The 12,216-nt window shown below is 50.6% G+C and carries 11 protein-coding genes; 3 read left to right on the forward strand and 8 right to left on the reverse strand.

Features of this window, described 5'->3' with window-relative positions:
• Both JL719_RS21285 and JL719_RS21290 read left to right on the forward strand, forming a co-directional pair.
• Positions 1-561, forward strand: a complete 561-nt coding sequence (locus JL719_RS21285) for a YigZ family protein (RefSeq protein WP_033157747.1) — start codon at positions 1-3, stop codon at positions 559-561.
• Positions 562-717: 156 nt separating this feature from the next.
• A complete protein-coding gene (locus JL719_RS21290) occupies positions 718-879 on the forward strand; it encodes a hypothetical protein (RefSeq protein ID WP_020483539.1) in 162 nt (53 codons plus the stop codon).
• 84 nt (positions 880-963) lie between these two features.
• Here the strand turns inward: JL719_RS21290 and djlA are convergent, their stop codons facing one another.
• Positions 964-1,767: a co-chaperone DjlA gene (djlA, locus tag JL719_RS21295; RefSeq protein ID WP_033157746.1), complete on the reverse strand. Its 804-nt coding sequence runs from the start codon at positions 1,765-1,767 to the stop codon at positions 964-966.
• A gap of 69 nt (positions 1,768-1,836) precedes the next feature.
• On the opposite strand from djlA, the gene JL719_RS21300 reads away from it, so the two are divergent.
• Positions 1,837-2,733 carry a phosphoribosylaminoimidazolesuccinocarboxamide synthase gene (locus tag JL719_RS21300; RefSeq protein WP_033157745.1) on the forward strand — a complete coding sequence of 299 codons (897 nt, stop codon included), beginning with the start codon at positions 1,837-1,839 and terminating at the stop codon, positions 2,731-2,733.
• Positions 2,734-2,793: 60 nt separating this feature from the next.
• On the opposite strand, the gene JL719_RS21305 is transcribed toward JL719_RS21300, so the two are convergent.
• The 7 genes from JL719_RS21305 to minC all read right to left on the reverse strand — a co-directional run bounded on the left by JL719_RS21305 (position 2,794) and on the right by minC (position 12,208).
• On the reverse strand, positions 2,794-4,035 hold the full coding sequence (locus JL719_RS21305) for a sialidase family protein (RefSeq protein ID WP_033157862.1): 1,242 nt from the start codon (positions 4,033-4,035) through the stop codon (positions 2,794-2,796).
• Positions 4,036-4,174: 139 nt separating this feature from the next.
• Positions 4,175-6,559, reverse strand: a complete 2,385-nt coding sequence (locus JL719_RS21310; protein ID WP_033157744.1) for a TonB-dependent receptor — start codon at positions 6,557-6,559, stop codon at positions 4,175-4,177.
• Positions 6,560-6,975: 416 nt separating this feature from the next.
• Positions 6,976-9,777, reverse strand: a complete 2,802-nt coding sequence (locus JL719_RS21315; RefSeq protein WP_033157743.1) for a glycosyltransferase — start codon at positions 9,775-9,777, stop codon at positions 6,976-6,978.
• Between the two features lie 303 nt (positions 9,778-10,080).
• Positions 10,081-10,278: a winged helix-turn-helix domain-containing protein gene (locus JL719_RS21320; RefSeq protein ID WP_020483545.1), complete on the reverse strand. Its 198-nt coding sequence runs from the start codon at positions 10,276-10,278 to the stop codon at positions 10,081-10,083.
• 101 nt (positions 10,279-10,379) lie between these two features.
• On the reverse strand, positions 10,380-10,634 hold the full coding sequence (minE, locus tag JL719_RS21325) for a cell division topological specificity factor MinE (RefSeq protein WP_020483546.1): 255 nt from the start codon (positions 10,632-10,634) through the stop codon (positions 10,380-10,382).
• Complete coding sequence (gene minD, locus JL719_RS21330) at positions 10,634-11,446, reverse strand: septum site-determining protein MinD (RefSeq protein ID WP_033157742.1); 813 nt, start codon at positions 11,444-11,446, stop codon at positions 10,634-10,636. Before minD ends, minE begins: the two co-directional genes overlap by 1 nt.
• 21 nt (positions 11,447-11,467) lie before the next feature.
• Positions 11,468-12,208, reverse strand: a complete 741-nt coding sequence (gene minC, locus JL719_RS21335) for a septum site-determining protein MinC (protein WP_033157741.1) — start codon at positions 12,206-12,208, stop codon at positions 11,468-11,470.
• Positions 12,209-12,216: the final 8 nt, after the last annotated feature.

The following is a 12,216-nucleotide window of genomic DNA, read 5'->3' on the forward strand; positions in this document are numbered from 1 at the left end:
GTGCAAATCGTCGTCAAGACTTGTGAAGTCGAGGAGATCATCAAGAAATCCCGCTTCATCGGTATCATCAGCCCCTGCCAGACCGAGCGCGAAGCTTTGTTGTTATTAAAGGATTTGCATCAACGCTTCCCCGACGCCAGCCATATCGTTTACGCCTACCGTATCCAGTCGCCGGACGGTCTGATTTGCCGCTTTCACGATGCCAGCGAACCCAGCGGCACCGCCGGCAAGCCGATCTTTCAGCATCTGGAAGGCAAGCAACTGATCAATCTGGTGGTGGCGGTGATTCGTTATTTCGGCGGGGTAAAACTGGGTGCGGGCGGCTTGACCCGCGCCTACGGCAATGTCGCCAGGCAAGTCATAGAAGCCGCCGACATTGTCGAATACATTGAATTCGCCGAGCTGACACTGAATCTGGATTACCACCGACTACAAGCGCTGGAATACCAGTTAAAAAAACTGGACGGCAGTATTATCGGTCAGGATTTTTCCGATTCGGTAAGACTGACCGTCAAACTCCCCAAGAGCAATCTGTCCGCGCTTAGCGCATTCCTCGATTAAAACAGCTTATAGCAAGCCTAGATGACAACTTTATTTCAATATTGTTTCCCAAAAAGAAACAAGCAATCCACTATAGCCGATATTGTAAATAAAAAAATAAAGCTTATATTGAAGTCGTCTTCATTGGTATCGGCTGTATTCAGTCTAGGAGCAAAAATGAACAAATCGAACAATCTGTATAAAGACGTACTCACCGGCCTGTTTTTCACCACCGGCGTGTTTGGCTTCATGTCTGGCGAGTTCATCATCTCCACCATGCTATTCGGCGCTGCAACCATCGCCAGCAATCTGGATTTTAGCGACTCGTTTCGCGCTTAAGTTTTGTTGTACCTCCCTCGTTGTTAAGCAGTTAATCTGTTTATTTCAAGCCCGTCAGCCGCCTCCGTGGCTGGCGGGCTCTTTTTAAAAACCTCTTGTTTCCCGTATCGTTTCGTAAGCTTTCCTGATTTGCTGAGTCTTTTGCTTGGCCATCTGCATCATTTCCTCGGGTAACCCCTTGGCCACCAATTTGTCCGGATGGTGCTGACTCATTAGACGGCGATAGGCTTTTTTCACTTCAGCATCGTCCGCTGTTCTGGAGACGCCTAACACCGCATAAGCATCTTCCAGTTTTGACGAGCCGGCTTTGGCCGCGTGAAACTGCTCGCCCGACTGCTGAAAACGATGTTGCGCCTGTACTTGCCCCTTGATGATCTGATATTCGAAACGCGATACACCCAGTTGCGCGCAAATATCCAGTAACAGCTTTTCTTCCTTGGCATCGTAAACACCGTCGGCAAACGCCGCTTGAATCTGGATTTCCACGAACATGCGCACTAGATTAGTCCGGCGATGACATTCCACGCGAAATTGCCGCAGTACTTCCGCCAATGGAAAATCGGTCTGCTTGCCTTGCTGAAACAGTTGAATCGCGGCTTCGCGCAGCTCGGCACTGAGTTCCATATTATCCATCACCCGTTTTGCCAGCCCGATTTCCTCGTTGGAAACCCGGCCATCCACCTTGGCGACATGGCCCATCACCGCGAACGTCGCAGTGAAAAACGCCATTTGCACGCGCTGCTGGTCGCCGGGATTAAATGACTCGCCGGCCATCCCGTCCAGTCCGGCATCGAACTGATGCCCTACCGACGCACCGAAAATCGCCCCCAACGGCCCGCCCAACATAAATCCAAACGCCCCACCTACCAACTTGCCCAGCCAACTCATGCGTTTCCTACCCTCAACAGGTTTAATGATAAAATTACAGCCATTTTCCACTGACTCCACAGACGTATTATGAATGCCCCCGCCGCACTTTACGAATCTTCCCTGCCGCATTTGAAATTGCTCGGCCGCGGCAAAGTCCGCGATATGTACGAAATCGACGCTAACCATTTGCTGATCGTCACCTCGGACCGGATGTCGGCGTTCGATGTGATCATGCCCGACCCGATTCCCGGTAAAGGCCGCGTATTGACCAGGGTAAGTAATTTTTGGTTCGAAAAAATGCGCGATATTATTCCCAACCATTTAAGCGACGACTTGACGCTGGCGGACGTGATTCCCGATTCCGAATTAAGAGCGCAAGTGGAAGGCCGGGCCATCATCGTCAAACGTCTGAAACCGCTGCCGGTGGAAGCCATCGTGCGCGGCTATTTGATAGGCTCGGGTTGGAAGGATTATCAAAACAGCGGCTCGGTGTGCGGTATCGAGCTGCCGGCCGGCTTGCAACAGGCGCAACAATTGCCGCAGCCGATTTACACGCCGTCCAGCAAGGCCGAAATGGGCACCCATGACGAAAACATCAGCTTCGCCGATACGGTGGCGTTGATGGGAGCGGAACTGGCCGGCAAGGTGCGCGACGCCAGCTTGCAGCTCTACACAACCGCGGCTGATTACGCTCGCGAACGCGGAATCATCATCGCCGATACCAAATTCGAATTTGGCCTGGACGAAGACGGCACCCTGTACTTGATCGACGAAGCGTTGACCCCCGATTCCTCGCGCTTTTGGCCGGTCGAGCAATATCAAGTCGGCATCAGCCCGCCTAGCTTCGACAAACAATATCTACGCGATTACCTGGAAACCTTGGATTGGAACAAGACCGCGCCTGGTCCGAAATTGCCGGAAGAAGTTAGCAGAAAATGCGCGGAAAAATATCGGGAAGCCGAGTTGAAACTGATCGGAAATTGAAGAGCCGTTCAGCCAAAGCCATACCGCGCGACTAGCGGGATGGCTTTGGATCACTAAAACCTAAATCGGCTTGAATTGATAGCCCTGCGCGGTTTGCCAGGATAGAAAAACACTCTCACCATCGCTCAACAGAAAAGCATCGTCCGCGCTTTCCGCCGTTTTACCGACGACTTCGGGTTGCGACCAGCTCAATCCGCCGTCATTAGACTTAATCAACTGCAACAGATTATGGCTGCCGTCGAATTCCGACCAGACCACCACTACCTGCTCGCCCTTGGCAAACACGTTGGGATGTTTGGCGCCTTGATTGCCGAAATGGTAGGCCTGCGAATAACTTAGGCCGCCATCCTTGGAGTGGCCGTAAAACAAGCCTTGTTTATCAGCGGCTCCGCTGAACCATACCGAATGGTAAACGCCATTGTCGGCAACTGATAAGGCCGGGCCATGATGCGGACAAGCATCGATTTTCCAGTTTTCTTGGCTGACGCGCTGCACCGCTCCAGGCGTGCGCCAATCCTTAAATTTAACCAGCGCATGATCGCGGATATTGCCTTCATAAACATGCCGCCACAACACCACCGGCAAATTGTCGGCATCTATTTCCACACCCAAACGGCAGCATTCACAGCTATGCGGCGCAACGGTTTTGTTGGGATAGAAGCTTTTACCACCATTGTCCGACCAGGCGTAATACACGGCAGTACCTGCAAACTCTTGCTTAGCGGCCTTGGCTTTTTCCTTGTCGCGCGCATCCAGCCAAGCCACAAAAATCTCGCCATTCTTCCCCACCGCCAGCGCATCGAAGCGGTGGCCGATCACGTCCAGATTGTCATTGACCGTCACCGGCTTAAAAAAACTCTTGCCGCCGTCCGTCGAGCGACTGAAGCGAATGTTGCCAGTATGCCGTTTTTCCAGATTTTGGGTCCAGGTCAGGTAGATATTGCCTTGCGCATCGAGTTTGATTTTTGGCCGGTATTCACCGCGCGCGGCAATAGCTTCCGGCTCGGCGTTTACCGCAACCGGTGCGGAAAAGCTCCGACCTTTATCGGTAGACGATTGCACATAGATATGATCGCGAACCACCCAAGCCAACCACAGCACACCGCTATTGTCGAAAGTCGCGGTCACCGTCTCGGAACATCCGATCGCCGGACTGGCTTGCAGATCGGCGCACAATGCTTTTTGGTCGGTACGCTGTTCAAGCTTAGCCGCCTCAGCGCCTTGCTTACTTGTGATCGGCTCGTTGGCACATGCAGTCAAAATCAACGAGGCAACCATTGCCAAAGGAAGTTGAAATTTCATCATCGTCTTTTAGTAAGTGTCCGGAAAGTTACGAACATTTTTACCCGTTTGACCGGGAAAAATTAAACTGTGTCATTTAATGCACAACCAGGATTAGATGAGCTCCGCCCTATCCTGGTTGAATACATGTAATAACCGCTTAATAGTTAAATTTCAATTCTGCGATATAGGTGCGCTGCGGAAACACATGGAACAGCCAATATTTTTCGTTGGTAATATTGTCGATACCCGCTGAAAGCGTCAGTTGCTTGGTCAGTTGATATTTGGCACGGGTATCCACAACGAAAAACGCGCTGCCGGTGCCGGTATACGTATCCGGATTGACGTCGCTGTTATCGATTTGCCCATATTGTTGACTGCTATAGCGTCCACTGATAGAGGACGTAAAATCTTTAGTCACATGATATGTGGCCGTGGCACTGGCGCGCCACTCCGGCACTCTGGGCTGATACTTGCCGACAGACGCAGGCAGAGCTACATTTTTATCGATGCGCGAATTCGCCCAGGTCACGTTACCCGACAAATCCAGGCCATCGATAACGACATTACTGTGCTCGCCGGAAAACTCCCATCCGTAGGTGCTGATCTGGTCGATGTTCTGCGCATACGATAATGTCGAGTTAGTGACAGGACTGAAAGTCGTTTGACTGTAGATGGCATCGTAGACTTTTTCGTGGAATAAGCTCAAACGCAACGAACCTTCGCTCAGAAAATATTGCGCGGAAAGCTCGGAAGACAATGCCTCTTCAGGCTTTAGCGTTGGATTGGGATTCACAATATTTGAGGTGCCGCTGACGGTGATATTGGTACCCTGGAACAGTTCCGTCACCGTTGGGAAACGGTAAGCCTGAGCAATAGAGCTGGTAAATTTCCAGCTATCAGTCGGCTTCCAGGCCAGCGAGGCTTTTGGCGAAAATCTTAAATCGCTACGGTTAGACTGATTGATCGTTCTGCCGTTTGAACCGGTGTTAGTGCCATCGAAGGCGTTCCAGTTCTCCAAACGTCCGCCCAAGGTCAACGTCCAATCCGGATCAAATGTCCATGCGTCTTGAATCCAGACCGCGTTGGTTTCGGTCTTGCCTTGCGAATTGGTATTTAAGCGGACTGGTGCACCGTAGATCCAATTGGAGGTTACATATTGTTGGTTGTTTAATTCGTAAAGATCATGATGAAACCCAAAGCTGACATGATGCGGTCCCCATGCAGAATCCGGACGCCATATACCTTTAGCATCCACAGTATGCCAACCGGTGTCGTTTAGGCTGGTAAGAGTTCCCGCACCGCCTGCTGCGGCGAGATTGGGCGCAACCGTGGGCGCGCGTTGCTCATCCTGACCATAATTGATCACACTGCCGGTCAGTTCCCAATCGAAAATACCGCCGGTGTTCGATTTTAGCGCCATACCGTGCGACCAATGCATCTGCTGGTAATCGTTCTCGGCAAACGTCGAACCCAGATTATAGTTTCGACCGTTCATATTGATTAGGCCGCTATTAACCGGCGCTCCGGTAGTGGCACTGCGCAAGTAGCTATTGAAGCCCCCGCTTTCGTCGTTTTGCCACAGACCCAATGTATACGAAGCTTTCAGCGTCGGCGTAATATCGTAAGCCAGCTTCCACTTAAAATTATCCTGAACGGTATGCCTGATATTGCCTTCGCCTATGGCAAAGATTCTTTGGGAGCCACTTCTATCGACATCACCGACGGCGCCTGAAATACCGTTAGTATTCGGGCAGGCATTCGCACCAGTCGCGGGGCAGGGAGTAGGCAAGTACGTAAATGATATAGGCTGACTGTGCGCATCCAAATGACTGACGTCAAAGCGCCAGGAAAAGTCGCCGTGTCGGCTACCCAGATTGGCCGTGTACTGCTGGGAGTCATAGACATCGGTATGGCCGTAAACATCATATTCTTGCCAAGTAGACTGCACGCCGCCGCCAGCCTCGAATTTCTCAGGCATCCGCGTCGTAATATCAACGACACCGCCTATCGAGTTTCCGCCGTAGGCTGCGGAAAACGGTCCGTACATCACATCAACCCGCTCAATTTCTGACGGTGAGACCATATTCCAGCGCGGCGAACCGGTCATGCTGTTGTTATTGCCCAGCAACGACGATAGCAAAATGCCGTCCGCATAAATCAAGCTGCGCGCACTGGAACCGGTCCCGGAGGTGCGCATAGCCACGGGCATTTCCTTGTCGCCGATATAACGTTTGCGCACCAGGATATTAGGCAAATACTTGATGGCATCCTCGGTATTCATTACGTTGATGGTATCTTCCATCTTCTCGCGGGTAACGCTTTCTGTCACAGCAGGCAATTTGTATTTTTCGGTAGCTGTTTGCGTAGCGGCTTTTCCGCTTTCGGCGGTAACCGTCATTTCCGGCAATACCGCGGTTTGATTACTACCGGTTTTGTTGTCTGTCTTGCCATCTTCGGTCGCCGAGACTCCCGGTAACACCGTGAGCAGCATCGCCCCCATTAAATAGGGCTTGGCGCCAAGTTTGATTTTTGCGTGTTTCATAGGTTTAAAAATTGCGAAGGTATGCGATTTGTTCTTGCTAAGGGCTAATTGTCGGCAAAAGCGCTATTTAAAACACCAACAGTTTCTGGTGATCTCACACACTTTAAAACAACCATTTGTAGATATAAGCAATTTATAACCCTAAATACAATTGTGCTTTTTTATCAATCAATTAATACAACACTTCATCAAATACGCCACTACAACCACCCATTTATACGGTAAATGACTCACTAAAAATAAGTCATATAACACAGTTTATTTTATTCACCGCCATATCCATTGTTTTGATGCTGACACTCAAAACAGCGACAACAGCTCAGGTAGCAACTGGAACCGGTCCTCGCCCGCTAAACAAAAAAACCCTTGCCAGCTTTTCAGCCGACAAGGGTTTTCAGAGACCAAGCAAGCGGTACTTATTCGTCCGCGTCTAACTCATCGGCAGAGAGCTTTTTGCCAGGAAAGTAGTTGGGCGCAACGCTGATCAGAATCGTCAGCAGCGTGGCGACATAAGGCACTGACTGCACCGCCAATACAGCCATCCACAACCTGCCGCTCAAGTTATCGAAATGTTCGATGGAGCGCATCGCCAGGATTCCGGCAAGCAACAAGGTCAGCAATAACAACTCCTGCCAAATAATCAATAACCCCGCCACCAACGGCCCTTGCTGCTCGTATTTTGGAGTGCGCATGAAGGGCTTGCCGGAAGTAAACAAACCTTGCAAGGTACCCCGTGCCACGGTATGCGTCAGCGATAACCCGGCCAGCGCCGCACCCAATGCATGCAGCATTGAACAAGCCACCCGCGCTTTGTATAACCACAAACCGCGCAAAATCTTGAATGCAAACAGGCCGATGGTCGGCAACAGGAAGGCGTTTACCGGCAGTTCGCTATGGATAGGATCCGACACGATCAGCGCGGTCAATATCAAGCTGGTGCCGGTAAACAACAGGGCCAAGGCATCTGAAAACCAAGGCAACCAACCTGCCACAAAATAGTAACGCTGTGCCGAAGTAAGCGAAGACTTTTTGTTGGGCAAGAAATGCCGCCAATGCTTTTTGATGATCTGCATCGCGCCGTATACCCAGCGGAAACGCTGCGTCATGTAACCCGAGAAGGTATCGGGCATCAGGCCGCGACCGAAAGACTCCTTGCAGTACACCGAGTCGTAACCCGCTTCATAAAGACGCAAGCCCAATTCGCTATCCTCGCAGATACACCATTCGCCCCACGGACCAACTTTGTCGAACGCCGACTTGCGGACCATCGTCATCGTGCCGTGTTGGATGATGGCGTTGAATTCGTTACGTTGCACCATGCCGATATTAAAAAAGCCGGCATACTCCCAGTAGCAAATATCCTTGAAAGTGCTTTGCCCAGAATCACGGTAATCCTGGGGCGACTGCACAAAGCCGACATTTTCCTGATCGAAATACGGCACCATCGCTTTCAGCCAATCGGGGTTCAGAATGTAGTCGCTGTCGATGACCGCGATGATTTCGGCATCTTCAGCGGTATTGGTCAATGCGTAGTTGATCGCACCGGCCTTGTAACCGGGCCAGTTATCCAGATGGAAGAAGCGGAACTTCGGGCCAAGGCGGTCGCAATCGTCACGCACCGGCTGCCAAACTGTCGGATCCTTGGTGTTGTTATCCATCACTAATACTTCGTAGTTCGGATAATCGACCTTAGCCAACGCATTCAGGGTCTTGCGCACCATTTCCGGTGGCTCGTTGTGGATCGGCAAATGGATCGAGACTTTCGGATAACGGAAACCGGCCGGCGGCGTCAACGGCTGGAAAGTACGGCGGCCCTTGCGGTGCCAGATGACTTCGGAAATCTCCAGACTCTCGGTCAGCAACACCAAGATAGCCATGGCCTGCATCATCAGCAAAATTGCCCAGAACACCACCGAAAAACTGGTTTGGTATTGAGCGGCGGCAATTGATGCCGACCAGAACAATACCGACGCCGCCAAGTTAGCGACGATGCCGAAGAAAAATTTACCCGGCAGCTTCAAGCTTTTGCGGGTAAACAAAAATGCCGCCATCAAGATAATGCTGAGTACCGCCGCGCCACTGGCCCAGTTACGCCAGGTCGGATTTGCCAACACATCACCTTCCATCGGGAATTTAGGCTGACGATCAGCATTGAATAAGCCCCAGTAAGCACCGGCCGTACCTTCCAGCTTGATCTTCCATGGCTGGTCAAACGCTTCGACCACATAGTAAATAATGTTTTCGGCAGTCGCGCGATTCAGGAACTCACGCAAAAACTTGGCTTGATTCGCCAACGAAGCAGTGGCGGCTTTTTGCGGAGGACCGTCGGATGGCCAACCCACCTCGGTAATCACGATGGTTTTGTTGGGGTACAACTGCTGCAATTCGTAATAACGCTTGAACACATATTCGACTGCGTTATCGCCTTCCGCACCTTTGGGTAAATCGACCGGCACACCTTCCCAATAGGGCAGAATGTGCACAGCTATGTAATCGACTTCCGCCGCCAAGGCCGGGTTTGCTACCCATATATCCCAGGTTTCAGCTGTACTAACCGGTTTCCAGGTGCGTTTTTTTACTTCGCGAACGTACTCGATCAGTTCGTTGGCTTTGCCGGCCACTTCCGCCTTAACATCCGCCTCGATTTTCAGCTGCAAATCTTGTTCGCTCATCGAACCGGAAAATTCTTGACGGACTTTCTGTGCGATAGGTCCACTAACTTTGTTTCTATACCGTAACAAGGATTCGTTACCCACCAGCGTGCGAACAATGGTTTTTGGATATTGATTGGTTAGGTTGATTAGGCTTTCGACTTCGCGCTGATTTTTATCCAGCCGTTTCTGCGTGTTCTCTAACTTTTTTTGCGGATCGTCCTCGGCGCTATCGTCATCAACCAAATCCACCCAACAGCCCATCGCCAGATTGATCGCATTCTTGGCTGTCAACTCAGGCACAACCTCCATGCCCTCCAACGCGGTATAGGTTCTTATCGAATGGGCTTTACCGGACAATAACTCCAGATCGGATTGAATTTGTTCTCTGGTGGGAAATACGCCGTCGGCAGGATTGAAATCGCGCCCCTTGGGGTTAAAGGTCACCCCCATCATGGTATCGCTCCAAGATGGCAGCTTTAACGGGTTATTGACGTAAGACCAGATACCCAGGTTGATGACAACCAGTAGCACCAAGGTGAAAAATGTGGCAATTTTGGCTTTCATTTCGACAGAAAGACTCCGCAATAGAGGGTTATTAGAATCAGTATTTTTTAATTTTCACGGCATTACGCAGCCATTCCGTCGGCAAATTTAAATGCGCTTGCTACGGTATCTGATTTCGACAGAGCGACTGGCGCGTGTCTAAGCGGGCCACGCATTCCTGTCAGGTAACAGATTTACCAACAAAACACAGCGGCATTTAGGAACCCGCCCAAGGGCAAACCCCGGCGACGCTCAAACCGGCAAAGAGCCGGTATTGAATGTCGCCACGCTTAGCTCAACCTTAAGCAGGTTGCGGGAAAACTTTTATTTCAATGAAAGGGTTTCTACGCGGCCTTTCATTTCAATATTCAGTTTGTCTTCTTTAGCCAGCCAACCGATCGCTCGCTGGACGTCGTTCTTACCCAAGCCGGTTTCGGTCGTGACTTTATTAACGCTAGCTTCGCCATGCGTATGCAAGTATTGCCAGACTGCTCCAGCTGCTTCGCCAATTGTATCCACCATTTCAACTCCTCATCATTTAAACAACAAAAAAAATCGGGGGGTTTTAGTCGTGCTATCCAGCCTTACGCAACACAAACCGCGGCAAAAGCTAGTCAGCAAAACTAACGCTCATCAGGCAGCACAATATTAAGTTCCAGGGTTTCCTGGTTTCCATCCTGTTCAAAATTAACGGTAATGGCATCCTGCCCGACATTGACATATTTACGGATCACCGCCAGCAATTCTTGCTGCAACTCGGGCAAATAGGACGGTTGATTTCTGGATGCACGCTCATGGGCGACCAGAATTTGCAATCTCTCCTTGGCCAGCGATGCCGTATTGGTTTTCGAGGATCTGAAATAATCTAAGAGACTCATCACTTGCTCCCGAATAGCTTACTGAATAAGCCTTTTTTCTCTTCCTCGATAAAACGATGTGGTTTGGTTTCGCCCAAATAACGCGCCACGATGTCTGCATAAGCCTGACCTGCATCGCTTTGCTCGTCGAGAATGACCGGTGTGCCTGAGTTTGACGCATTCAACACAGATTTGGACTCCGGGATAACGCCCAACAAATGTAGCGACAAAATTTCCTGTACATCGTCAACGCTGAGCATCTCGCCCAATTTCACCCGATCCGGCGAATAACGCGACAACAACAAATACTCCTTGATCGGCTCTTCGCCATTCTCGGCGCGGCGCGATTTGCTGGACAAGATACCCAGCATACGATCCGAATCCCTAACGGAGGAGACTTCCGGGTTGGTTACCACAAATGCATCATCAGCAAAGTACATGGCAAGTGTAGCACCGCGCTCTATTCCTGCCGGCGAGTCGCAAACGATGTATTTAAAGTCTTTGGACAACTCTTCCAGAATCTTTCCGACACCTTCCGTTGTTAAAGCATCTTTATCACGGGTTTGCGATGCCGGCAATATAAATAACTGGTCGCAACGCTTGTCCTTGATCAGGGCCTGATTTAGGGTGGCTTCGTTGTTGATCACATTGACCAAATCATAAACTACACGACGCTCGCATCCCATGATCAAGTCGAGATTACGCAGCCCCACATCGAAATCGATCACAGCGGTTTTATGTCCGCGCTTCGCTAAGCCCATCGCGATAGCGGCGCTGGTTGTGGTCTTGCCCACACCACCTTTTCCCGATGTTACTACGATAATTCTGGCCAATGTTGTTCCTCCAAGAAAAGCTTAAATATCTTTGATAATCAGCGTCTGGTTATCCAGACTGATCTGTACGGGCTTGTGTGCTGGATACTTGCTCAAATCGTCGCTGAACTGGTAAATGCCGGCTATCGAAATCAGTTCGGCTTGCAAATCCGAACAAAAAATACGGCTATTGACATTACCCAGCACGCCGGCAAGCGCTCGTCCGCGCAGGGATCCGTATATATGAATATTACCTTCCGCCATGATTTCCGCGCCGGCACTAACGGTTGCTGTGACGATCAAGTCGCCTTTGGCATAAACCCGCTGGCCCGAGCGTATCGGCTGTGTCACCAACTTATTTTCAATTGACTGATTAGCTTGCTTTTGCTCTTCCGCAGCAGGTGTCGGCAAGGTTTTTGCCGGTGCTTTGTTGACCAAGGGCACATTGCTGCCGTGCAGGGAATGCTGGGGCAAATTCATAGCCAAGGCGTCACCGTTCTGATGTTCGTTACCGCCGCGCACCCCTATCGGCATGAAGCCGTGCTGACGGACGATAGTGACTATTTCGGTGAAATCAATTGGCAGATTTTGCGCGTTAAGTTTTTGCAGATCGATCAGCAAGGGCGAGTTTTTAAAAAACTCGGGAGCTTGAACCACTTTTTCCTTGAGCTGCTGATCGATCAGAGAGATGTCGTTACTGGCTAGCAGCAACACCGGCACGGTCAGTGACGTGCTTTTAAACTCCAAAGCTATTTTTTGCGAAGTAGGTGCGCCGGTTGACATCGAGTTTG

Origin of the sequence: Methylomonas sp. LW13 (assembly GCF_016865255.1) — a bacterium.
Classification (GTDB): domain Bacteria; phylum Pseudomonadota; class Gammaproteobacteria; order Methylococcales; family Methylomonadaceae; genus Methylomonas.